General features: G+C 58.3%; 20 protein-coding genes. 16 read left to right on the top strand and 4 right to left on the bottom strand.

The features are described from left to right. Positions 1-34: 34 nt before the first annotated feature. The 4 genes from AAIS01_RS15190 to AAIS01_RS15175 all read right to left on the bottom strand — a co-directional run bounded on the left by AAIS01_RS15190 (position 35) and on the right by AAIS01_RS15175 (position 3735). Positions 35-775, bottom strand: coding sequence for a YciK family oxidoreductase (locus AAIS01_RS15190; RefSeq protein WP_092458477.1), 741 nt, complete (start codon positions 773-775; stop codon positions 35-37). Between the two features lie 192 nt (positions 776-967). Beyond that, positions 968-1639 (bottom strand): N-acetylmuramic acid 6-phosphate phosphatase MupP, encoded by a 672-nt coding sequence (gene mupP, locus AAIS01_RS15185; RefSeq protein ID WP_047226303.1) that lies wholly within the window; start codon positions 1637-1639, stop codon positions 968-970. Between the two features lie 4 nt (positions 1640-1643). Next, the gene (gene ubiG, locus AAIS01_RS15180; RefSeq protein ID WP_343469627.1) at positions 1644-2342 is read right to left on the bottom strand and encodes a bifunctional 2-polyprenyl-6-hydroxyphenol methylase/3-demethylubiquinol 3-O-methyltransferase UbiG; all 699 of its coding nucleotides are present in this window, start codon (positions 2340-2342) and stop codon (positions 1644-1646) included. A gap of 61 nt (positions 2343-2403) precedes the next feature. Further along, positions 2404-3735, bottom strand: a complete 1332-nt coding sequence (locus AAIS01_RS15175) for a TRZ/ATZ family hydrolase (RefSeq protein ID WP_343469626.1) — start codon at positions 3733-3735, stop codon at positions 2404-2406. Between the two features lie 106 nt (positions 3736-3841). On the opposite strand from AAIS01_RS15175, the gene mtnA reads away from it, so the two are divergent. The 16 genes from mtnA (at position 3842) to AAIS01_RS15095 (ending at position 24669) form a co-directional block, all read left to right on the top strand. Further along, on the top strand, positions 3842-4918 hold the full coding sequence (gene mtnA, locus AAIS01_RS15170; protein WP_343469625.1) for an S-methyl-5-thioribose-1-phosphate isomerase: 1077 nt from the start codon (positions 3842-3844) through the stop codon (positions 4916-4918). Between the two features lie 448 nt (positions 4919-5366). Next, on the top strand, positions 5367-8030 hold the full coding sequence (gyrA, locus tag AAIS01_RS15165) for a DNA gyrase subunit A (protein ID WP_343469624.1): 2664 nt from the start codon (positions 5367-5369) through the stop codon (positions 8028-8030). Positions 8031-8260: 230 nt separating this feature from the next. Beyond that, positions 8261-9346 (top strand): 3-phosphoserine/phosphohydroxythreonine transaminase, encoded by a 1086-nt coding sequence (gene serC / locus AAIS01_RS15160; RefSeq protein WP_092458486.1) that lies wholly within the window; start codon positions 8261-8263, stop codon positions 9344-9346. After that, positions 9346-10440 (top strand): prephenate dehydratase, encoded by a 1095-nt coding sequence (gene pheA, locus AAIS01_RS15155; protein ID WP_003199233.1) that lies wholly within the window; start codon positions 9346-9348, stop codon positions 10438-10440. Before serC ends, pheA begins: the two co-directional genes overlap by 1 nt. Positions 10441-10453: 13 nt before the next feature. After that, positions 10454-11566 carry a histidinol-phosphate transaminase gene (gene hisC / locus AAIS01_RS15150; protein WP_343469623.1) on the top strand — a complete coding sequence of 371 codons (1113 nt, stop codon included), beginning with the start codon at positions 10454-10456 and terminating at the stop codon, positions 11564-11566. 28 nt (positions 11567-11594) lie between these two features. Further along, a complete protein-coding gene (locus tag AAIS01_RS15145; RefSeq protein WP_343469703.1) occupies positions 11595-13802 on the top strand; it encodes a bifunctional prephenate dehydrogenase/3-phosphoshikimate 1-carboxyvinyltransferase in 2208 nt (735 codons plus the stop codon). Then, a complete protein-coding gene (cmk, locus tag AAIS01_RS15140; protein ID WP_047226311.1) occupies positions 13799-14488 on the top strand; it encodes a (d)CMP kinase in 690 nt (229 codons plus the stop codon). Before AAIS01_RS15145 ends, cmk begins: the two co-directional genes overlap by 4 nt. Positions 14489-14608: 120 nt before the next feature. Further along, positions 14609-16300, top strand: a complete 1692-nt coding sequence (gene rpsA / locus AAIS01_RS15135; protein ID WP_215008676.1) for a 30S ribosomal protein S1 — start codon at positions 14609-14611, stop codon at positions 16298-16300. 259 nt (positions 16301-16559) lie between these two features. Then, positions 16560-16838 (top strand): hypothetical protein, encoded by a 279-nt coding sequence (locus AAIS01_RS15130; RefSeq protein WP_343469622.1) that lies wholly within the window; start codon positions 16560-16562, stop codon positions 16836-16838. A gap of 146 nt (positions 16839-16984) precedes the next feature. Next, complete coding sequence (gene ihfB, locus AAIS01_RS15125; RefSeq protein ID WP_047226313.1) at positions 16985-17281, top strand: integration host factor subunit beta; 297 nt, start codon at positions 16985-16987, stop codon at positions 17279-17281. 26 nt (positions 17282-17307) lie between these two features. After that, the gene (locus AAIS01_RS15120) at positions 17308-17532 is read left to right on the top strand and encodes a LapA family protein (RefSeq protein WP_343469621.1); all 225 of its coding nucleotides are present in this window, start codon (positions 17308-17310) and stop codon (positions 17530-17532) included. Positions 17533-17712: 180 nt separating this feature from the next. Next, positions 17713-18783 (top strand): LPS O-antigen chain length determinant protein WzzB, encoded by a 1071-nt coding sequence (locus tag AAIS01_RS15115; RefSeq protein WP_343469620.1) that lies wholly within the window; start codon positions 17713-17715, stop codon positions 18781-18783. A gap of 815 nt (positions 18784-19598) precedes the next feature. Continuing rightward, positions 19599-20855, top strand: a complete 1257-nt coding sequence (locus AAIS01_RS15110) for a lipopolysaccharide biosynthesis protein (protein WP_343469619.1) — start codon at positions 19599-19601, stop codon at positions 20853-20855. Between the two features lie 32 nt (positions 20856-20887). Beyond that, a complete protein-coding gene (gene pseB / locus AAIS01_RS15105; protein ID WP_092222902.1) occupies positions 20888-21886 on the top strand; it encodes a UDP-N-acetylglucosamine 4,6-dehydratase (inverting) in 999 nt (332 codons plus the stop codon). A gap of 3 nt (positions 21887-21889) precedes the next feature. Further along, a complete protein-coding gene (gene pseC / locus AAIS01_RS15100) occupies positions 21890-23047 on the top strand; it encodes a UDP-4-amino-4,6-dideoxy-N-acetyl-beta-L-altrosamine transaminase (RefSeq protein ID WP_343469618.1) in 1158 nt (385 codons plus the stop codon). After that, positions 23044-24669, top strand: a complete 1626-nt coding sequence (locus tag AAIS01_RS15095; protein ID WP_343469617.1) for an aldo/keto reductase — start codon at positions 23044-23046, stop codon at positions 24667-24669. The genes pseC and AAIS01_RS15095 overlap by 4 nt, the downstream gene beginning before the upstream one ends. Position 24670: the final 1 nt, after the last annotated feature.

Below are 24670 nucleotides of genomic sequence, written 5' to 3'. Positions count from 1 at the left end.
CGACGGTAAACCGGCGCGACGCCAAGGCGAGTGGTTATTGCGCGTTGAATGCCTGACCGTTGACACCGGTGCTATCCGGTCCCATCAGGTACAGGTACACCGGCATGATTTCTTCAGGCGTAGGATTGTTGAGCGGGTTTTCTCCGGGGTAGGCCTGGGCGCGCATGCTGGTGCGGGTGGCGCCGGGGTTGATGCTGTTGGCGCGCACCGGTGCGACGGTATCGACTTCATCGGCCAGGGTTTGCATCAACCCCTCGGTGGCAAACTTGGAGACGCCATAAGCGCCCCAGTAAGCCCGTCCCTTACGCCCGACGCTGCTGGAGGTGAACACCACGGAGGCGTCCTTGGAGAGCTTGAGCAGTGGCAGCAAGGTGCTGGTGAGCATGAACATGGCGTTAACGTTCACCTGCATCACCCGCATGAAGTTCTCACCGGACAACTGCTCCAGCGGCGTACGCGGGCCGATGATCGAGGCGTTGTGCAGCAGCCCGTCCAGATGGCCGAATTCGCTTTCGATCATCGCCGCCAGTTCATCGTACTGATGGGGCAGGGCAGTTTCGAGATTGAACGGGATCACCGCCGGCTGTGGATGCCCGGCCGCTTCGATTTCGTCGTAGACCTGGGTCAGGTTGGCTTCGGTCTTGCCCAGCAGCAATACAGTAGCGCCGTGGGCGGCATAGGCCTTGGCGGCTGCGGCACCGATGCCGCGACCTGCGCCGGTGACCAGGATGACCCGGCCATTGAGCAGGTCGGGGCGGGCGGAATAATCAAACATAAAAAAACCTCAACAATTAAAAGCAGCACGGTTCCTGTGGCACAGAACTGTCATGGCGAGTGAGCTTTTTGTGGCGAGGGAGCTTGCTCCCGCTCGGCGGCGACGCCGTCGTCAGCTGAATCAGGGACCGCTTCGCGATCCAGCGGGAGCAAGCTCCCTCGCCACAAGAGCGGTAGCGCGGATTCGGTCAGCTCAACAACTGCACAACGCGTTATCCAGCACTTCACGCAGCGCCGAGGGGTGGTCGATCACGACATCCGCGCCCCAATGATTCGGGTTGTCGTCCGGATGGATGTAGCCATAGGTCACTGCGCACGTCCGGGTGCCGGCGCTGCGGCCAGACTCGATGTCCCGCAGGTCGTCGCCGACGAACAATACGCTGGCCGGGTCCAGGTCGAGCATCTTGCACGCCAGGGTCAGCGGTTCCGGATCCGGCTTGCTGTTTTTTACATGGTCAGGGCAGATCAGCACTTTCGAGCGTTCGGCCAGGCCCAGTTGCTGCATGATCGGCTCGGCAAAGCGCACCGGTTTGTTGGTGACCACCCCCCAGATCAGGTTGGCCGCTTCAATGTCGGCCAGCACTTGGGCCATGCCGTCAAACAGGTGGCTGTGGACCGCGCAACCCTTGAGGTAACGGTCGAGGAATTCCTGGCGCAGTTCCTCGAAACCTGGCGATTCCGGGTCCATGGAAAAGGTCACCGCGACCATCGCCCGGGCGCCGCCGGAAATTTCGTCGCGAATATGCTGCGTGTTCATGGGAGGCAGGCCACGGTCGGCGCGCATGGCCTGGCAGATGGCGATGAAGTCCGGCGCGGTGTCGAGCAGCGTGCCGTCCATGTCGAAGAGAACCGCTTTGAGACGCATCGACTTACTCCTCGCGCAAGGTCTGGATCATGTAGTTGACGTCAACGTCGGCGGCCAGCTTGTAGTGCTTGGTCAGCGGGTTGTAGGTCAGGCCTATGATGTCCTTGACGGTCAGCCCGGCCATGCGGCTCCAGGCCCCCAACTCCGAAGGCCGGATGAATTTCTTGAAGTCGTGGGTGCCACGTGGCAACAGCTTCATGATGTATTCGGCACCGATGATGGCGAACAGGTAGGCCTTCGGATTGCGGTTGATGGTGGAGAAGAACACCTGGCCACCGGGCTTGACCATGCGAAAGCACGCGCGGATGACTGAGGATGGATCCGGCACGTGTTCGAGCATTTCCAGGCACGTGACCACATCGAACTGTTCGGGCATTTCCTCGGCCAGGGCTTCGGCGGTGGTCTGCCGGTATTCCACGCTGACGCCGGATTCCAGTTGATGCAGTTGCGCGACCGCCAGCGGTGCTTCGCCCATGTCGATGCCCATCACCGTCGCTCCGCGCTGGGCCATGGCTTCGCTGAGGATGCCGCCGCCGCAGCCGACATCGAGTACCTTCTTGCCAGCCAGGCTGGCGCGCTCGTCAATCCAGTTGACCCGCAGCGGGTTGATGTCGTGCAGCGGTTTGAATTCGCTTTCACGGTCCCACCAGCGATGGGCCAGGGCTTCGAATTTGGCGATTTCGGCGTGGTCGACGTTGCTCATGTGCAGATCCTCGAAAAACTTGAAAAATCGTAGGCCCCGAGCCGTGGCTCAAGGGGCCTGGTTATTCGTTGTGGCCGCTGATGCGACGACCCCATGCCTGTGCCGTGGCACTGAGCTGCGATTCGTCCAGACGGGTCAGGCGGCCGTCCTCCAGCAAGGGCTTGCCGGCCACCCACAGATGTTTCACGCAGTCGCGACCGGTGGCGTAGATCAGTTGCGACACCGGGTCATAGACCGGTTGCTGGGCCAGCCCCGACAAGTCAAAGGCCACCAGGTCGGCGGCCTTGCCGACTTCCAGCGAGCCGACGATCGCTTCGATGCCCAGGGCCCGGGCGCCATTGAGCGTGGCCATGCGCAACGCCCGGTGGGCGTCCAGGGCCGTGGCCGAACCGGCGACGGCCTTGGCCAGCAACGCGGCGGTACGCGTCTCGCCCAGCAGGTCCAGGTCGTTGTTGCTCGCCGCCCCGTCCGTGCCGACTGCGACATTGACCCCGGCCTGCCACAAGCGCTCCACCGGGCAGAAACCGCTGGCCAGCTTCATGTTCGATTCCGGGCAATGGATTACGCTGCAGTTGTTTTCTACCAGCAAAGCCTGGTCTTCATCGCTGACCTGAGTCATGTGCACCGCCTGAAAGCGTGGCCCCAGCAGGCCCAGTCGTCCCAGACGGGCCATGGGCCGCTCACCGGTGTTATCCAAAGCCTGCTGCACTTCGAAGGCGGTTTCGTGAACATGCATATGAATGGCCGCGTCCAGTTCTTCGGCGATCACCCGGATTTTTTCCAGGTTCTCGTCGCCGACGGTGTAGGGCGCATGGGGGCCGAATGCTACTTTGATCCGTGGATGGTGCTTGAGGTCGCCAAACAATTCGATGCCCTGACGAATGGCATCGTCGGCGCTCGCGGCACCGGGGATCGGAAAATCGAGGATCGGAATGGCGATTTGTGCGCGGATACCACTGTTATGCACGCGCTCGCTGGCAACCTTGGGGTAAAAATACATGTCCGAGAAACACGTGATGCCGCCCTTGAGCTGCTCGGCGATCGCCAGGTCGGTGCCGTCACGGACAAAATCTTCATCGACCCATTTACCCTCGGCCGGCCAGATGTGTTGTTCAAGCCAGGTCATCAAGGGCAGGTCGTCGGCCAAGCCGCGGAACAGGGTCATCGCCGCATGGCCGTGGGCGTTGATCAACCCAGGGCTGAGCAGCATGCCCGGCAGTTCGCGGACCTCGGTGGCGTCACACTTCAGGGCTTCTGCCCGCGGGCCGATGAACACGATGCAGCCGTCGCGGATGCCCAGGCCATGCTCCTTGAGCACGACGCCGGCGGGTTCGACAGGCACCAACCAGGTCGGCAGCAGTAATAAGTCGAGCGCAACGGCAGGCTTGGGCATCGTGGAACGGTTCCATGGCGTATAAAGGATGGCGAAGTATACCCGAGCGTCTTCGCGGAGGGATCGCTATAATCGGCGGCTTTTGTTCATGAGTGCGGGGTGTGGGATGCGCGATCGACTGTTGGCTGCGGAGAAGGTGAAGGCCATCGATTGGCGTGATGGCGCCCTCTATCTGTTGGATCAGCGTATTTTGCCGTTCGAGGAAACCTGGATCGCCTATACCTCGGCGGCCGGCGTGGCCGAGGCTATTCGCTCGATGGTGGTGCGGGGCGCGCCGGCCATCGGCATCAGCGCGGCCTACGGCGTGGTGCTGGCAGCGCGGGCACGCTTGGCCGAGGGTGGCGACTGGCAAGCGGCGCTGCAAGCCGATTTTGCCTTGCTGGCCGACTCCCGGCCGACGGCGGTGAACCTGTTCTGGGCACTGGACCGGATGCGCGACCGGCTGGGGCGTTTGAAGGAGCACGCCGAGCCGCTGGCGGTTCTTGAGGCCGAAGCCGTTGCGATTCATGAAAGCGACCGCGAAGCCAACCTGACCATGGCGCAGTTGGGGGTCGATCTGATCCGCAAGCATCAAGGCAACGCCCAGGCCATCCTGACCCATTGCAATACCGGCGCCCTGGCCACCGGTGGCTTTGGCACGGCCCTTGGGGTGATCCGGGGAGCGTTCCTCGAGGGCATGGTCGAGCGCGTGTATGCCGACGAAACCCGTCCGTGGCTGCAAGGCTCGCGCCTTACCGCGTGGGAATTGGCCAATGAAGGCATCCCGGTGACCCTTAACGCCGACTCTGCCGCCGCCCACATCATGAAAACCAAGGGCGTGACCTGGGTGATCGTCGGCGCCGACCGCATCACCGCCAACGGCGACGTGGCGAACAAGATCGGCACCTATCAACTGGCGGTCTGCGCCATGCACCATGGCGTGCGCTTCATGGTGGTGGCGCCCAGTTCGACCATCGACATGAACCTGGCCAGCGGCGAAGACATTCCGATTGAAGAGCGCGACGGGCGCGAACTGCTGGAGGTTGGCGGCAAGCGGGTCGGGGCGGATGTGGAGGCCTTCAACCCGGTGTTCGACGTCACCCCGGCAGACCTGATCGACGCCATTGTTACGGAGAAAGGCATCGTCGAGCGCCCGGATATGGCGAAAATGGCGCAGTTGATGTGTCGCAAGCGGTTGCACTGACGATTTGTATTGCCAGGTCTATCGCCTTCGCGAGCAAGCCCCGCTCCCACATTTTGATCGAGTCGTTCACGGCGTTAATGCACGGCACACATTCCATGTGGGAGCGGGCTTGCTCGCGAAGAGGCCCTCAAAGGCAATAAATACCTTGCATTTGACCTCTGTTTCTTCATTCGCAGCGCCTCTGAGCCCCTCTCGTCCCATATCAGCCTGTCACCGGTCAACTAACTATGCTCCATGCGCATCAGGGGGATAGGTGCGTGGCGGCTCTTGTGATAACATCCGGCGGTTTCCAGGGCTGCCTCGCGAGGTGGCCTTTACTGCGCAGATCCATGGCATAACTCGTTGATTTGTCGTAAGTCGCTGCATGGCACTTGTTCTGCAGCGGCGAGCTTCGTTCGTCCCATCTGGATGTGACGAGGTTTCACCAGAAAAAGGAATCAGGCTTCTCATGGGCGAACTGGCCAAAGAAATCCTCCCGGTCAATATCGAAGACGAGCTGAAACAGTCCTACCTCGACTACGCAATGAGCGTAATCGTCGGGCGGGCGCTGCCGGATGCGCGCGATGGCTTGAAGCCCGTGCACCGGCGCGTGCTGTTCGCGATGAGCGAGCTGGGCAACGACTTCAACAAGCCGTACAAGAAATCAGCCCGTGTCGTCGGTGACGTGATCGGTAAGTATCACCCCCACGGTGACACCGCCGTGTACGACACCATCGTCCGGATGGCCCAGCCCTTCTCCCTGCGCTACTTGCTGGTAGACGGCCAGGGCAACTTCGGTTCCGTGGACGGCGACAACGCCGCGGCCATGCGATACACCGAAGTGCGCATGACCAAGCTGGCCCACGAACTGCTGGCCGACCTGCATAAAGAAACCGTGGACTGGGTGCCGAACTACGACGGCACCGAAATGATCCCGGCGGTCATGCCGACCCGTATCCCGAACCTGCTGGTCAACGGCTCCAGCGGCATCGCCGTGGGCATGGCGACCAACATCCCGCCGCACAACCTCGGTGAAGTCATCGACGGTTGCCTGGCCCTCATCGACAATCCCGAGCTGACCGTCGATGAGCTGATGCAGTACATCCCCGGTCCGGACTTCCCGACCGCCGCGATCATCAACGGTCGCGCTGGCATCATCGAAGCCTACCGCACCGGTCGCGGTCGTATTTACATGCGTGCCCGCTCGACCATCGAAGACATCGACAAGGTCGGTGGCCGCCAGCAGATCGTCATCACCGAACTCCCGTACCAGCTGAACAAGGCCCGCCTGATCGAGAAGATCGCCGAGCTGGTCAAAGAGAAGAAGCTTGAAGGCATCACCGAACTGCGCGACGAGTCCGACAAGGACGGCATGCGCGTCGTGATCGAACTGCGCCGCGGCGAAGTGCCTGAGGTGATTCTCAACAACCTCTACGCCCAGACCCAGTTGCAAGCGGTGTTCGGCATCAACATCGTCGCGCTGATCGACGGCCGTCCGCGGATCCTGAACCTCAAGGACCTGCTGGAAGCCTTCGTGCGTCACCGTCGCGAAGTGGTCACCCGCCGCACCGTGTTCGAGCTGCGCAAGGCCCGCGAGCGTGGTCATATCCTCGAAGGCCAGGCCGTTGCCCTGTCGAACATCGACCCGGTCATCGCCCTGATCAAGGCCTCGCCGACGCCGTCGGAAGCCAAGGAAGCGCTGATCAGCACGCCTTGGGAATCCACCGCCGTCGTGGCGATGGTCGAGCGTGCCGGCGCCGATTCGTGCCGTCCGGAAAACCTCGACCCGCAATACGGCCTGCGCGACGGCAAGTACTTCCTGTCCCCGGAACAGGCGCAAGCCATCCTGGAACTGCGTCTGCACCGCCTGACCGGCCTGGAACACGAGAAGCTGCTGGCTGAATACCAGGAAATCCTCAACCAGATCGGCGAGCTGATCCGCATCCTCAACAGCGCCACGCGCCTGATGGAAGTGATCCGCGAAGAACTGGAAGTGATCCGCGCTGAATACGGCGACGTGCGCCGCACCGAGATTCTCGATGCGCGCCTGGACCTGACTCTGGGTGACATGATCCCGGAAGAAGAGCGCGTGGTGACCATTTCCCACGGCGGCTACGCCAAGACCCAACCGCTGGCCGCCTACCAGGCCCAGCGTCGTGGCGGCAAAGGCAAGTCGGCCACGGGCGTCAAGGACGAGGATTACATCGCTCACCTGCTGGTTGCCAACAGCCACACCACGCTGTTGCTGTTCTCCAGCAAGGGCAAGGTGTACTGGCTCAAGACCTACGAAATTCCCGAAGCGTCCCGTGCCGCTCGCGGTCGTCCGCTGGTCAACCTGCTGCCGCTGGACAGTGATGAGTACATCACTACCATGCTGCCGGTAGAGGAATACACCGAAGGTCACTACATCTTCATGGCCACCGCCAAGGGCACCGTGAAGAAGACCCCGCTGGAATCCTTCAGCCGTCAGCGCAGCGTTGGCCTGATTGCCCTGGAATTGGACGAAGGCGACGTACTGATCTCCGCCGCCATCACCGACGGTGAGCGTGAGGTCATGCTGTTCTCCGACGGCGGCAAGGTTACCCGTTTCAAGGAATCCGACGTTCGCGCCATGGGCCGTACCGCCCGCGGTGTGCGCGGCATGCGCCTGCCGGAAGGGCAGAAGCTGATTTCCATGCTGATCCCTGAAGAAGGCAGCCAGATCCTCACCGCTTCGGCGCGTGGTTACGGCAAGCGCACGGCTATCAGCGAGTTCCCTGAGTACAAGCGTGGCGGCCAGGGCGTGATCGCCATGGTCAGCAACGACCGTAACGGTCGTCTGGTCGGTGCTGTCCAGGTACTCGATGGCGAAGAGATCATGTTGATCTCCGACCAGGGCACCCTGGTGCGCACGCGGGTGGCCGAAGTGTCGAGCCTGGGTCGTAACACCCAGGGCGTGACGCTGATCAAGCTGGCCAGCGATGAAACGCTGGTAGGGCTTGAGCGGGTGCAGGAGCCATCGGAAGTCGAAGGCGAGGAGCTGGAGGGCGAGGAAGGCGAAACGTTCGACGGCACTCTGGCTGCCGACGTTGACGACCTGGCCGGCGACCAACCGCTCGACGCTGCCGCAGACGAAGAAGAACCGCAGGACTAAGCGGACATGCAGGGGGCGGATGAAGATTCGCCCCCTTGTTGTTTGTCCCGTTTGAAAATTTGCGACACTGCACGTCCTATCCTTTGTGGGAGCGGGCTTGCTCGCGAATGCGGTGTGTCAGCCAGTCAGGTGTCGACTGACACACTGCATTCGCGAGCAAGCCCGCTCCCACATTGATAGATGTGTTGATTGAAGATTGATGTGACCACCAGATCAGAGCGAGATTGGATGTGAGCAAGAGAGCCTATAACTTCTGTGCCGGCCCGGCGGCGCTTCCTGAAGCGGTCCTGAAGCGTGCCCAAGGTGAACTTCTCGACTGGCATGGCAAGGGCCTGTCCGTCATGGAAATGAGCCATCGCAGCGATGAGTTCGTGTCCATCGCCACCAAGGCCGAGCAGGACTTGCGTGATCTGCTGAACATCCCCTCCAACTACAAGGTGCTGTTCCTGCAAGGCGGCGCCAGCCAGCAGTTCGCGCAGATTCCGCTGAACCTGCTGCCCGAAAGCGGCAAGGCCGATTACATCGACACCGGAATCTGGTCGCAGAAAGCCATCGAAGAAGCCTCGCGCTACGGCCACGTCAATGTCGCCGCCACTGCCAAGCCCTACGACTATTTCGCCATTCCCGGCCAGAACGAGTGGAACCTGTCCAAGGACGCGGCCTACGTTCACTATGCGCCGAACGAAACCATCGGCGGCCTGGAATTCAACTGGATTCCGGAAACCGGCGACGTGCCCCTGGTGGCTGACATGTCTTCGGACATCCTGTCGCGCCCTGTGGACATCTCCCGTTTCGGCATGATCTACGCCGGCGCGCAGAAGAACATCGGCCCGAGCGGCATCCTGGTCAGCATCATTCGCGAAGACCTGCTGGGGCGCGCCCGCTCCCTGTGCCCGACCATGCTCAACTACAAGGTCGCGGCCGACAACGGCTCGATGTACAACACCCCGCCGACCCTGGCCTGGTACCTGTCGGGCCTGGTGTTCGAATGGTTGAAAGAGCAGGGCGGTGTCGAGGCCATCGGCAAGCTCAACGAAGTGAAGCAGCGCACGCTCTATGACTTCATTGACGCCAGCGGCCTCTACAGCAACCCGATCAACAAGACCGATCGTTCGTGGATGAACGTACCGTTCCGCCTGGCCGACGACCGTCTCGACAAACCGTTCCTGGCCGGTGCCGACGAGCGCGGGCTGTTGAATCTCAAGGGCCACCGTTCGGTCGGCGGCATGCGCGCTTCCATCTACAACGCCGTCGATATCAACGCGGTCAATGCGCTGATTTCCTACATGGCAGAGTTCGAGAAGGAACAGGGTTGATGTCTGAGCAAGAACTCAAGGCGCTGCGCTTGCGCATCGATGCCCTGGACGAAAAGGTCCTGGAACTGATCAGCGAGCGCGCGCGCTGCGCCCAGGAAGTGGCGCGGGTGAAAATGGCCTCCCTGGCCGAAGGCGAAGTGCCGGTGTTCTATCGCCCGGAGCGTGAGGCGCAGGTCCTCAAGCGCGTCATGGAGCGCAACAAGGGGCCTCTGGGCAATGAAGAAATGGCGCGGTTGTTCCGCGAGATCATGTCTTCGTGCCTGGCCCTCGAGCAGCCTTTGAAAGTCGCTTACCTGGGCCCTGAAGGCACCTTCACCCAGGCTGCCGCCATGAAGCATTTCGGCCACGCCGTGATCAGCAAGCCGATGGCGGCCATCGACGAAGTCTTCCGCGAAGTGGCGGCGGGTGCGGTGAATTTCGGCGTGGTGCCGGTGGAAAACTCCACCGAAGGCGCGGTCAACCACACGCTGGACAGTTTCCTTGAGCACGACATGGTGATCTGCGGCGAAGTCGAGCTGCGCATCCACCATCACCTGCTGGTGGGCGAGAACACCAAGACCGACAGCATCAGCCGGATCTACTCTCACGCACAGTCCCTGGCCCAGTGCCGCAAGTGGCTGGACGCGCATTATCCGAATGTCGAGCGTGTGGCGGTGTCGAGCAACGCCGAGGCGGCCAAACGGGTCAAGGGTGAATGGAACTCGGCGGCGATTGCCGGCGACATGGCGGCCGGCCTCTACGGCCTGACCCGCCTGGCGGAAAAAATCGAGGATCGTCCGGACAACTCCACGCGATTCCTGATGATTGGCAGCCAGGAAGTGCCGCCGACCGGCGACGACAAGACATCGATCATTGTCTCCATGAGCAACAAGCCTGGCGCGCTCCATGAGCTGCTGGTGCCGTTCCATGACAATGGTATCGATCTGACACGAATCGAGACCCGTCCGTCGCGCAGCGGTAAATGGACCTACGTGTTTTTCATCGATTTTGTCGGCCACCACCGCGATCCGCTGGTAAAAGGTGTGCTGGAAAAAATCAGTCAGGAAGCAGTGGCACTCAAGGTGCTGGGTTCCTACCCCAAAGCAGTTCTTTAAGGGCGGATAGCTAATGAGTGGCAACTTCCTCGCTCTGGCTCAGCCAGGCGTGCAACAACTCTCGCCTTACGTTCCAGGCAAGCCGGTGGACGAATTGGCCCGTGAGCTGGATCTGGACCCGGCCAGCATCGTCAAGCTGGCTAGCAACGAAAACCCTTTGGGCGCTAGCCCCAAGGCGCTGGAGGCGATCCGTGACGAACTGGCCGAGCTGACTCGTTATCCCGACGGCAACGGTTTCGCCCTCAAAAGCCTGCTGGCCGAGCGCTGCGGCGTGGAGCTGAGTCAGGTGACCCTGGGCAACGGTTCCAATGACATTCTCGAGCTGGTAGCGCGTGCCTACCTGGCGCCGGGTCTCAATGCCGTGTTCAGCGAGCATGCGTTTGCGGTATACCCGATCGCCACCCAGGCCGTCGGCGCCGAAGCCCATGTGGTGCCGGCCAAGGATTGGGGGCACGACCTGCCCGCCATGCTGGCGGCCATCGACGCCAACACGCGGGTAGTCTTCATCGCCAATCCAAACAATCCGACCGGCACCTGGTTCGACGCCCAGGCGTTGGACGACTTCCTGCAGGACGTGCCCGAGCATGTGCTGGTGGTGCTGGATGAGGCCTACATCGAATACGCCGAAGGCAGCGATTTGCCCGATGGCCTGGATTTTCTCGCGGCCTACCCGAACCTGCTGGTTTCGCGCACGTTCTCCAAGGCCTATGGCCTGGCGTCGCTGCGGGTTGGCTATGGCCTGTCCACCGCCGTGGTGGCTGATGTGCTCAACCGCGTGCGTCAGCCGTTCAACGTCAACAGCTTTGCTCTGGCCGCTGCCTGCGCTGCGCTCGGGGACGACGCTTACCTGGCCGAAAGTCGTCGCCTGAACGAGGCTGGCATGCAGCAGTTGGAAGCCGGGTTCCGTGAGCTGGGCCTGGGCTGGATTCCATCGAAAGGCAATTTCATTTGCGTCGACCTGGGTCGTGTCGCTGCCCCGGTGTTCCAGGGCTTGCTGCGCGAGGGTGTGATCGTGCGTCCGGTGGCCAACTACGGCATGCCGAACCACCTGCGCGTCACCGTTGGCCTGCCGGCGGAAAACAGCCGCTTCCTTGAGGCGTTGAGCAAGGTTCTGGCTCGTGGTTGATGTCACTTCACTGCAACCTGCTGCACCTATGATCGGTCGCCTGGTGGTGGTCGGTCTGGGGTTGATCGGCGGCTCGTTCGCCAAAGGCCTGCGCGACAGCGGTCTGTGCCGTGAGGTGGTGGGTGTCGACCTCGATCCGCAGTCGCGCAAGCTGGCGGTGGAGCTGGGGGTGGTGGATCGCTGCGAAGACGACCTGGCGATTGCTTGCCAGGGGGCGGACGTGATCCAGTTGGCCGTGCCGATCCTGGCCATGGAGAAGCTGCTGGCGCGCCTGGCGACCATGGACCTGGGGCAGGCGATTCTCACGGATGTCGGCAGTGCCAAGGGCAATGTCGTGCGGGCGGCCACCGAAGCCTTCGGCGGGATGCCGACGCGTTTTGTACCCGGTCATCCGATTGCCGGTTCCGAGCAGAGCGGGGTGGAAGCCTCCAACGCCGAACTGTTTCGTCGCCACAAAGTGATATTGACGCCCCTGGACCAGACCGATCCGGCTGCGCTGGCGGTGGTGGATCGCCTGTGGCGCGAGCTGGGTGCGGACGTCGAGCACATGCAGGTCGAGCGCCACGATGAAGTATTGGCCGCCACCAGCCATTTGCCGCACCTGTTGGCGTTCGGTCTGGTGGATTCATTGGCCAAACGCAATGAAAATCTCGAGATCTTCCGTTACGCTGCCGGCGGTTTCCGCGATTTCACGAGAATCGCCGGTAGCGACCCGGTCATGTGGCACGACATCTTCCTCGCCAACCGCGAAGCTGTCCTGCGCACACTCGATACATTTCGCAGCGACCTCGACGCCTTGCGCGACGCGGTCGATGCAGGGGACGGGCACCAATTGCTGGGCGTTTTCACACGCGCCAGGGTGGCCCGCGAGCATTTCAGTAAAATCCTGGCCCGTCGGGCCTATGTGGACGCTATGAACTCCAACGATCTGATTTTCCTGGCACAACCTGGTGGCTCCCTGAGTGGGCGTATTCGTGTACCGGGCGATAAATCGATTTCCCACCGTTCGATCATGCTCGGCTCCCTGGCCGAAGGCGTGACCGAAGTGGAAGGCTTTCTCGAAGGTGAAGACGCCCTGGCGACGCTGCAAGCGTTCCGCGACATGGGCGTGGTCATCGAAGGCCCGCATCACGGTCGCGTGACCATCCATGGTGTCGGCCTGCACGGCCTCAAGCCTGCCCCGGGCCCGATCTACCTGGGCAACTCCGGCACGTCGATGCGCCTGCTGTCCGGCCTGCTGGCCGCCCAGGATTTCGACAGTACCCTGACCGGTGACGCTTCGCTGTCCAAGCGGCCGATGAATCGCGTGGCCAACCCCCTGCGGGAAATGGGTGCGGTGATCGAGACGGCGGCCGAAGGTCGTCCGCCCATGACCATTCGCGGTGGCCACAAGCTCAAGGGCCTGACCTACACCATGCCGATGGCCAGCGCTCAGGTGAAATCCTGCCTGCTGCTGGCCGGTCTCTATGCCGAAGGCAAGACCACGGTCACCGAGCCGGCCCCGACCCGCGACCACACCGAGCGCATGCTGCGCGGCTTCGGCTACCCGGTCACGGTCAACGGCGCCACGGCCTCCGTCGAGTCCGGCAGCAAACTGACCGCGACCCACATTGAAGTGCCGGGCGATATCTCGTCCTCGGCGTTCTTCCTGGTGGCCGCCTCGATTGCCGAAGGCTCCGAGCTGGTGCTCGAGCATGTGGGCATCAACCCGACCCGTACCGGCGTGATCGACATCCTGCGTCTGATGGGCGCTGACATCACCCTGGAAAACCAGCGTGAAGTGGGCGGCGAGCCGGTTGCAGACCTGCGCGTACGAGCAGCTAAACTCAAGGGTATCGAGATTCCCGAAGCGCTGGTGCCACTGGCCATCGACGAATTCCCGGTGCTGTTCGTGGCGGCGGCCTGTGCCGAAGGGCGCACCGTGCTGACCGGCGCCGAAGAGCTGCGGGTCAAGGAGTCGGATCGTATCCAGGTGATGGCTGACGGCCTGATCGCGTTGGGCGTGAAATGCCAGCCGACGCCGGACGGCATCATCATCGACGGCGGCCAGATCGGCGGCGGCGAAGTCCATGGTCACGGCGATCACCGTATCGCCATGGCCTTCAGTGTTGCGTCTTTGCGCGCCAGTGCGCCGATCCGCATCCATGATTGCGCCAACGTCGCAACGTCGTTCCCGAACTTCCTGGCGCTGTGTGCCCAGGTAGGTATTCGAGTAGCACAAGAGGCACAGTCGTGAACATCAAGGCACCGGTCATCACCATCGATGGCCCAAGCGGTTCAGGCAAGGGCACCATCGCCGGAATACTGGCCAAGCAATTGGGCTGGAACCTGCTCGATTCTGGTGCCTTGTATCGCCTGCTGGCATTCGCCGCCGCCAATCATGGCGTCGATCTGACCAACGAAGAGCTGCTCAAGGCCCTGGCTGCGCATCTGGACGTGCAGTTCATCGCGGCGACCGACGGTCAGCTGCAGCGCATCATTCTAGAGGGTGACGAAGTCAGCAATGTCATTCGTACCGAAAGCGTGGGGGCCGGGGCCTCCCAGGTCGCCGCGCTGCCTGCGGTGCGCGAGGCGTTGCTGCAGCGCCAGCGCGCATTCCAGGAGCCGCCAGGGCTGGTGGCCGATGGCCGAGACATGGGTACGGTTGTATTTCCCGATGCTCCGCTGAAGATTTTCCTCACCGCCAGTGCCGAGGAGAGGGCGCGCCGCCGATATTTGCAGTTGAAGGGCAAAGGCGAGGATGTTAGTCTGTCGAGTCTGCTAGATGAGATCCGTGCACGCGACGAGCGTGACACCCAGCGCGCAGTAGCCCCGCTCAAACCGGCGGCTGACGCGATACAGCTGGATTCCACGGAGCTGTCCATCGACCAGGTGTTGCAACGCATCATGAGCGAGATCGCCATTCGCGATATCGCCGGGTGACCAGGAAGCTGCGCAGGGGACCAGTCATAGTCCTGCGGCGCTTCTTTTATATGAAACTAACCCACACCGTCTGGGGTGTGGAGGCGGGCGTATTCTTCGCCCTAATCAACAGGAATTAAAATGAGCGAAAGCTTTGCGGAACTCTTTGAAGAAAGCCTGAAAACCCTGAACCTTCAGGCAGGCTCCATCATCACCGGTGTTATCGTTGATATCGATTACCAAGCTCGCTGGGTAACCGTTCACGCTGGTCTGAAGTCTGAAGCACTCATCCCGCTTGAGCAGTTCTACAACGACGCTGGCGAACTGAACATCAACGTCGGTGACGAAGTTCACGTTGCGCTGGACTCGGTTGAAGATGGCTTCGGTGAAACCAAGCTGTCCCGTGAAAAAGCCAAGCGCGCTGAATGCTGGATCGTTCTCGAAGCGGCTTTCGCAGCTGAGGAAGTGGTCAAGGGCGTTATCAACGGTAAGGTTAAAGGCGGCTTCACTGTCGACGTTAACGGCATCCGTGCGTTCCTGCCAGGTTCCCTGGTTGACGTTCGTCCAGTGCGCGACACCACGCACCTGGAAGGTAAAGAGCTGGAATTCAAGGTCATCAAGCTGGACCAGAAGCGCAACAACGTTGTCGTTTCCCGTCGCAGTGTCCTGGAAGCCGAGAACTCCGCCGAGCGTGAAGCTCTGCTGGAATCGCTGCAGGAAGGCCAGCAGGTCAAGGGTATCGTCAAAAACCTCACCGATTACGGCGCATTCGTCGATCTGGGTGGCGTCGATGGCCTGCTGCACATCACCGACATGGCCTGGAAGCGTATCAAGCATCCTTCGGAAATCGTCAATGTTGGCGACGAGATCGATGTCAAGGTTCTGAAGTACGATCGCGAGCGCAATCGTGTTTCCCTGGGCCTCAAGCAACTGGGTGAAGATCCATGGGTTGCTATCAAAGCCCGTTACCCAGAAAGCACCCGCGTCACCGCTCGTGTTACCAACCTCACCGACTACGGCTGCTTCGCTGAGCTGGAAGAAGGCGTTGAAGGTCTGGTACACGTTTCCGAAATGGACTGGACCAACAAGAACATCCACCCTTCGAAAGTCGTACAAGTCGGCGACGAAGTGGAAGTCATGGTTCTGGACATCGACGAAGAGCGTCGTCGTATCTCCCTCGGCATCAAGCAGTGCAAATCCAACCCATGGGAAGATTTCTCTGGCCAGTTCAACAAGGGCGATAAAATCTCCGGCACCATCAAGTCGATCACCGATTTCGGTATCTTCATTGGTCTGGACGGCGGCATCGACGGCCTGGTTCACCTGTCCGACATCTCCTGGAACGAAGTGGGCGAAGAAGCCGTACGCCGCTTCAAGAAGGGCGACGAGCTGGACACCGTTATCCTGTCGGTTGACCCAGAGCGCGAGCGCATTTCCCTGGGTATCAAGCAACTGGAAAGCGATCCGTTCTCCGAGTACGTTCAAGAGAACGACAAAGGCGCAATCGTTAAGGGCATCGTGAAAGAAGTTGACGCTAAAGGCGCCATCATCACCCTGGCCGACGATATCGAAGCGACTCTGAAAGCCTCCGAAATCAGCCGTGACCGCGTTGAAGACGCGCGCAACGTTCTGAAAGAAGGCGAAGAAGTAGAAGCCAAGATCATCAGCGTTGACCGCAAGAGCCGCGTAATCCAGCTCTCCATCAAGTCGAAAGACGATGCTGAAGAGAAAGAAGCAATCCAGAGCCTGCGCGACAAGCCAGCTACTGACATTGCTGCTGGTCCTACCACTCTGGGCGACCTGCTGCGTGCACAAATGGAAAAGCAGAACTGAGTTCTGTCAGACCATAGAAAAAGGGCGACTTCGGTCGCCCTTTTTTGTGGGCGTGATTCGGTAAAAGCTGGCTTGTTTGTAAGTTGGCTCCTTTGTCTGGCTCGGCAGTGAAACCAATCCTGCAACCTAACTGTCTCTTTCTTTAAGCAGATCAATCACCTATTCAAGGCTAGACTGCGGATGCCCAAGATTCCCGAGCCTGCTCGCGATAGCGCCAGGTCAGACATCACCCAGTCGGTTGCTGAATTCAAGGAGATTAATGAACAGGCTCATCCTGGTATTAGCGGTATTGGCATTGTCTGGCTGCACCACAAGCGCCAAGACCCATGCTATGCGTGGCGTCAGTGGTATCGAGGTCGATTGTTCCGGCTTGGGGTCGGGCTGGGAAAAATGCCACAAGCGCGCTGCGAAGGAGTGCAAGGGCGCCGGGTACAAAGTCATCACCCGCTCCGATGATGCCAAAGACGAAGATCAATACCCTTTCGGCTTCAATCCGGCGGGTTACCTCACCCGCACGATGTTGGTCATTTGTCGTTGAATACGCTCAAGTGCAAGGCTTGTGCAGAAACGGGGCAAATACGACAGGGTGAAGATATGTCAAGACTTGGGCTGTTCAAATTCTTCCGGTCATGCTAAAACCTTTTCAAGCGATTTTCCTAGCTGCTTGAAAAAGAAGGGAAAAATATGACGAAGTCGGAGTTGATCGAACGAATTGTCACCCATCAAGGGCTACTCTCATCCAAAGATGTGGAGCTGGCCATCAAGACCATGCTTGAGCAAATGTCCCAGTGTCTGGCGACCGGAGATCGCATCGAGATCCGTGGCTTCGGCAGCTTCTCGCTCCATTACCGTGCTCCGCGTGTTGGTCGTAATCCCAAAACCGGCCAATCCGTAAGCCTGGACGGTAAATTTGTTCCGCATTTCAAGCCGGGCAAGGAGCTCAGGGATCGCGTCAATGAGGAGGAGGGGGATGACCTGTAAGGAGGCGTTTATGCAAGGGGGAATTCATGCGCAGCTTTAAACGTTTTGCGCTTGTCGTGCTCGTGTTGCTTGTGGCCGCAGCCATCGTTCTGTTCGTGCTTGAAAATACCCAGCCTGTCGCGCTGTTGTTCCTGGGCTGGTCGGCCCCGCAACTTCCTGTTTCAGTTTGCGTGCTAGTGTCACTTCTCGCTGGTATGATGGTTGGCCCGTTGCTCGCGTGGTTCGTGGGAGCGCGTAGGCGATTGAAATAAATGGATGTGTGGCCCAGCAGTCTTGGTAAGGATCACTGTCTACAATTTTTCTGACTTTTGGGTGCGTTTTGTTCGTATTTAATCTAACTCAGTCTGCCACTGTATCCGACGCGGTATTGCTCGTTTTGCCCTCTAATCCGCTCAGTGTGTCTGCAAGCGTGATGTTAAACGAGGTTTCCCATGCAAAATGATCACATCGATGCGCGTCGTGATGATGAAATTGATCTGATCGAGCTGGTCCGGGCTCTCTGGGCTCAGAAGTGGTTGATTCTGGGTGTCACTCTTCTGGTCACTGTTGGCGCGGGCTTTTATGCGTTTCTCAGCAAGCCTGTCTATGAAGCCAAGCTTTTTATCATGCCGCCTACTCAGAATGATATTGCTGAGTTGAATTACGGTCGTGGGAAAAGTACAGAGCTAGATATTTATTCGATCAAGTATGTTTACGATGTATTTGCTCGGAACCTTCAGGGTGAGTCTCTTCGTCAGAAGTTTTTTAATGAGGTCTACCTTCCTTCCCTGAGTGAGGCAGAGCGGAAGGGTACGCTTGATGGTTTATATGAGCGCTTTTCCCGAGAGCTTGTAATAAAGGGGCCTGGTAAAGGTACGCCTGATCGCTTTTCGATTACCGTTCAAGGTTTTGAGCCTGTTCAGACCATGGAGTGGGCAAAGAGCTATGTCCAGCGTGCCAATGAGGCTGCCGAGTCGGAATTGGTAAAGAACGTCACGGCTGAAGCGTCGGTCAGGGCGCGTAACTTGGAGCAGAGGATTATCAGCTTGCGCGAGAATGCCCAGCGCGTGCGCGAGGATCGGATCCAACAGTTGCGTGAAGCATTGAAAATCGCTCAATCCATTGGCTTAACTTCCCCGGCTATCAATTCTACCGCCGCAGTGGATATCACTGTAGAAACGGGTAATAAAATGGACTACCAACGAGGGAGTAAAGCGTTGGCAGCTGAGATCGATGCGTTGGAATCGAGGTCTTCTGACGACGCCTTTATTAAAGATTTGCGATCATTGCAAATGAGATACAACTTCTATCGTAAATTGAATATCGACCCTGAAAGTATTGCGGTATATCGGCAGGACGGTAGTGTTGAGGTGCCTGAGAATCCGATAAAACCTAAAAAGGGCTTGATCTTGGTGTTGGGTTTCTTGGCGGGGCTGCTATTGGGCGGGTTTGTCGCCTTGATCCGGTTTGTGTTGAATCGTAATCCTGAAAAGCAACGAGGCAGGCCAGCCAATCGCGCTTGAATGGCACTCCATCAGCATGAGTCATGCTGGATAGCGATAATCTTCGAGAGCAAGTGATCTCTGCTCGGTTTGGATCGAGCTTGTCTGAATTTGGGTATTTCCCAGTGCAGACAGGCTTTTGCTGTGCAAGGAAAACTTTGCGGATTAGCGATGTATTTGGTCTCCTCGGCGGTCATGTCTTGTGCAAAAAAGATAAACTTCTCGGTGTAAATGGGGGCTCCGGCTATCAGGGTCATGGCAGCTAGGTGCGTACGTGGATGCCCCTTACAGCCATTTTGCTCGAGAGCAGGCATAATGCGGGCAGGCTGAGCGTGCCTCCGGTGTGATTGGTGGCTCAAGGACAATTCGGTCAACGCATAGAGCAGCGTGAGAGGTTGTGACCGTCCTCACCGAGTCAGGCTGGATTGAGTGGAGTGGGTGATCACCGGGTTTGAAAGAAGAAGAGAAATGCAGGCTAGATCACGATGACCACGCGGGCGCTGACCCTGAGTCGACACTGGTCTCTCGTGCAGTGCAAGCCTCGCCAAGATGAGCGTGCGCAATACAACCTAGGCCGGAAAGCCTACGAGTGCGTGAAGGCGGAGTCATTTTGCTGATTGATATGTTGAGACGCCAACGGCACATCAGCGTGCCGATGGAAAATATTACTTCCGCCTAGTCAAGGAATCATGCGGGTACGGCGGACAGTTGAGTGATTGCGCTCTCAGGAAGGCAACGACGAAATCCTGAGCGGTACGTGTCAAAGACCCAATACATGGATGAAAAAGCGCTTTTATGCGGCCGCTGTCAGGTATGAACATGAATAGACCAACTTAATGCTAGCTCGAAATTTTTTACAGCTTTCCAATATTGCAATTCGTGGTTTGACGCTTGTCAGCAAGTTTTTGCTGATTTTCTTTCTTGCCCGTTTTCTTGAGCCGGCAGAGCTAGGCATCTATGGTCTGTTGGCTGCGACTGTCGGTTATTCGCTGTATTTTCTCGGGTTCGATTTCTATACCTATAGCACTCGTGAACTGCTCAAGCGCGAGCGTCACGAGTGGGGTGCGCTACTCAAGGCCCAAGGGGCGCTGACCTTGCTGCTCTACGTCATTTTTTTACCGTTACTGAGCCTTGTTTTTATCAAAGGCATGCTCCCGATGAAGGTTGTCGGCTGGTTCTTCGCCTTACTGATACTTGAGCATCTGACTCAGGAGTTGGGCCGCTTGTTGATCGCGGTTTCGGATCAACTCTTTGCGAGCCTGGTATTGTTTTTTCGTTCGGGGGTCTGGGCCGTCCTGATCACGGGATTGATGTTCGTCGAACCTGATACGCGAAATCTGGATATGGTATTCGGCGCCTGGACACTCGGGTCCATGACAGCCCTTTTGCTGGGTATATACCGCGTAAAGCGTATGGGGTTATCGGGGTGGCGGCAGGATGTTGACTGGAGTTGGATCATCAAAGGACTAAAGGTCGCGTCCGCCTTGCTGATTGCGACCTTGGCCATTCGGGGAAGCTTCACTCTGGACCGTTACTGGTTCCAGGCGTTGGCGGGATTGGACGCGTTGGGTGCTTATGTCTTGTTCATGGGGGTCTGTATGGCCCTGATGTCATTTCTGGATGCAGGTGTATTCGCATTTATTTATCCAGGGTTGATCAGCGCCTACCAGCGGCGTGATCCAGTCGGTTTTCATCAAGGTATACGCAAATTGTTGCTGCAGACCGTTGGTCTTTGCGGCATTTTTTCAGTAGTCGCACTGGTGGCAATAGGCCCATTGTTGGCCTGGCTAGGCAAGCCGCTTTACAGTGACCAGCGGGGGCTTTTCGTCTGGATCCTTCTTGCGACGGTTTTCTACGCTGTTAGCATGATTCCCCACTTTGGATTGTATGCCCAAGGTCGTGACAAGCCGATCATTCATAGCCATATAGCCAGTTTGATCATTTTTATTCTGGCGACCTGGATTTTTGCGCAAGCCTGGCCTGTTCTTGCAGTACCGCTGGGGCTGTGCGTCAGCTTTTTTGTCGTTTTGTGCTGGAAAACGTGGAGCTTTTTTCGCCTCACCCCAGCACCTTACCGTTTATTCCAATCCTGACTCTGTGCAGGAAGCAACCAAGGGACGTGTCAATGTTCACCAATAAAACCATTCTCATCACCGGCGGTACCGGCTCTTTTGGTAATACGTTTGTGCCAATGACCCTGGCCAAATACAACCCGAAAAAGATCATCATCTTTTCCCGAGATGAAATGAAGCAGTGGGACATGGCGAAGAAATTCGAGGGTGATTCCCGCGTTCGATTCTTCATCGGCGACGTCCGCGACAAGGAACGCTTGTACCGGGCCCTCGACGGTGTTGATTATGTCGTTCACGCAGCGGCAACCAAAATCGTGCCGACTGCGGAATACAATCCCTTCGAATGCATCAAGACCAATATCAATGGTGCCATGAACCTGATCGATGCCTGCATCGACAAAGGCATCAAGCGCGTTGTCGCATTGTCCACTGACAAGGCCAGCAGCCCGATCAACCTGTACGGCGCCACCAAGTTGGCGTCCGACAAGCTGTTTGTTGCCGGTAACTCCTACGCCGGCGGTCATGAAACCCGCATGGCAGTAGTGCGTTATGGCAACGTAATGGGATCGCGCGGCTCAGTCATCCCGTTCTTCATGTCGATCAAGGACAAAGGTGAATTACCAATCACCGACGAGCGCATGACCCGTTTCATGATCTCTCTGGAAGAGGGCGTTGAGCTGGTTTGGCATGCCTTCGAAGACATGGAAGGTGGCGAGATCTACGTGAAGAAGATCCCATCGATGAAAGTGACGGATCTCGCTCGTGTCGTTGCACCTGAAGCTACCCAAAAGATCGTTGGCATCCGCCCAGGCGAAAAACTGCATGAGCAGATGATCAGCGCCGAAGACTCCTACTATACGTACGAGTACCCCGAGCACTTTAAGATTCTGCCGGTTATCAACGAATGGGCAACCTGCCCCAAGCGCATTAAAGACGGCAAAAAGGTTGCTGAAGGTTTCGTTTACGCCAGTGACAACAATACTGAGTGGATGAGCGACGAAGATCTGAAAAGCTGGATCACCCTCAACGAAGCCAAAATCGGGAGTATCTGATACATGATCCCCTACGGTCGCCAGGACATAACCCAAGCTGACATCGATGCGGTGATTGGGGTGTTGCAATCCGACTTCCTCACCCAGGGCCCTATGGTGCCTCGCTTCGAACAGCAGGTTGCTCAGCATGTGGGTGCCAGACATGCGCTGGCGGTGAACAGCGCGACGTCCGCGCTGCATATCGCTTGTCTTGCACTGGGTCTCGGCCCAGGTGACCGTTTGTGGACAAGCCCCATTACCTTCGTGGCTTCTGCCAACTGCGGATTGTACTGCGGAGCGCAGGTTGATTTCGTGGATATAGATCCACGTACCTACAATCTTTGCCCCCTGGCGCTGGAGCGCAAGCTGGAGCAGGCCGAACGAGCAAATGCGTTGCCCAAAGTCGTCGTGGTGGTCCATCTCTGCGGTCAGCCCTGCGACATGCAGGCGATTCACGGGTTGGCCCAGCGCTATGGGTTCAAAGTCATCGAGGATGCCTCCCACGCCATCGGCGGCAAATACCAAGGCGAATATATCGGGAGCGGAAAGTACAGCGACATTACGGTATTCAGTTTCCACCCGGTAAAGATCATCACCACCGCTGAAGGTGGCATGGTTTTGACCAACGACGCCGAGCTAGCCAATAAAATGGCTCTGCTGCGTAGCCACGGCATTACCCGCGATGCGCAACAGATGACTCATGAGTCGGATGGGCCTTGGTATTACCAGCAGATTGATCTGGGCTTCAACTACCGAATGACTGAACTGCAAGCTGCCTTGGGCGTTAGTCAGATGGAGCGTCTGGACCAATATGTTGCCCGCCGCCATCAATTGGCTGCGCGTTACAACGATCTGTTGGCGGCATTGCCAGTCACTATCCCTTGGCAACACGCCGACAGCTACTCAGGTCTGCATCTTTATGTGATTCGTTTGCAGTTGGATAAAATCAGCAAGACTCACCGGCAGGTCTTCGAATCGCTGCGTGAGCAAGGGATCGGTGTGAACTTGCACTACATTCCTGTTCACACGCAGCCTTACTACACACAGATGGGCTTCAAGCCGGAAGACTTTCCGGCAGCGCAAGATTACTACCGTGAAGCCATCAGCATCCCGCTGTTCCAGACCATGAGCGATGAGCAGCAGGATCAGGTAGTTGCATCGTTGCGAAAGGCTGTTTCATGACAAGCATTGCAGTATTGCAGGCGAGGACTACCTCATCTCGCCTCCCTGGCAAAGTGCTATTGCCTGTCAATGGAATTCCGCTGGCGGTACTGGCGGCGAAACGTGCGGCTAACACCGGGCGGGAAGTGATCGTTGCAACTTCCTGCTTGGCTAGTGATGATGCGCTCGCTGACGTGCTCAAGGCTCATGGCTTACGTTGCTTTCGGGGAAGCCTGGAAAGCCCCCTGGAACGTATAGTCCGAGCGTTGGACGCGTATCCTGATAAGACCATTGTTTTTCGGTTGACCGCAGACAATGTTTTTCCGGATGGACGCTTGCTGGATGAAATCGAAGAGACCTTCGTTCAGGGCGAGTACGAATATCTCTGTTGCAATGGAATAGAGTCCGGTTTGCCCTACGGAGTCAGCGCCGAAGTTACGCGTCTCGGGCATCTGCGCTGGGCGTTGGACGATGCTGTTGATGCTTTTGATACTGAGCACGTAACACCGTTAATCATTAGACGCTTTGGTCGTTGTTACTTTGAGCGTTATAAATCTCGTAGACTGGGATTGTTTCGTTGCACCGTCGACAACCTCGACGATTATCTGCTGGTCCAAAAGATATTCAGCTCGGTTACAGACGCTGTGAATGTATCCTGCGAAGAGTTGATGCAAAGGCTGGAGGCCGCACCGAACCGGCCGATCGTAGTTCAAACGCCTGACAAGCTGGTATTTGGTACCGTGCAGCTAGGGCTGGATTACGGAGTGAGTAATAAATTCGGTCGCCCCGATCTCGTCCAGGCGTGTGAAATGCTTCGTAGTGCTGTGACCAACGGCGTCAAGTATATCGATACCGCGCGGGCCTATGGTGCTAGCGAGGCCGTTGTGGGGGCTGCTTTCAAGGGCGGGTGGGAAGGGCGGGCCACTGTCATTACCAAACTCAGCCCTTTGGCCGACTGTCCCGACGATGCTGATCCCTTGTGGGTGCGAGCGGCTGTAGATGCCAGTATTTTCGAGTCATGTCACCACTTGGAAACGAAGACGCTGGATGTAGTCATGCTGCACCGTGCTGCCCAGCTTGTTCAATGGCAAGGGGCGGCTTGGGAAAGACTCACCGAGTTACGGCAGCATGGCGTCATCGCGGCATTAGGTGTTTCTGTACAGAGCCCGGCCGAGCTGCACCGAGCTTTGGTAGAGCCGCTGGTCAGCCATATCCAACTGCCATACAACCTTCTGGACTGGCGTTGGGACGACTCGATACCGCTCATTGAGGAAGCCAAGCAAGGCCGGTCGCTCGTCGTCCATGTGCGCAGCGCCTTGTTGCAGGGGCTATTGGTAAATGACAATGAGGCTACTTGGCGCTCTGCTCATGTGGATGATTCGGCAATGGTGCGTGAGTGGTTGGAGAATCAGGTCTCGACTTTGGGGCGCAACAGTATCGTGGATCTTTGTTTCGCCTACTTGCGTGCATTGGCTTGGGTCGATGGGATTGCCGTGGGAATGGAGAATACCGAACAGCTATTGGAAAACCTGGAGCTGTTCTGCCAACCGCCGCTAGAACTTGAGCAAATATCAGCGCTGTTGGCCTCCCGCCCTCTGTTGACGGAGCAGGCATTGAACCCGGCATGTTGGTTGAGGGGGTAAG

This window comes from Pseudomonas halotolerans (assembly GCF_039581215.1).
Classification (GTDB): Bacteria; Pseudomonadota; Gammaproteobacteria; order Pseudomonadales; family Pseudomonadaceae; genus Aquipseudomonas; species Aquipseudomonas tehranensis.
The sequence above is the reverse complement of the archived record's forward strand: the minus strand, read 5'-3'. Positions and strand labels throughout refer to the sequence as shown.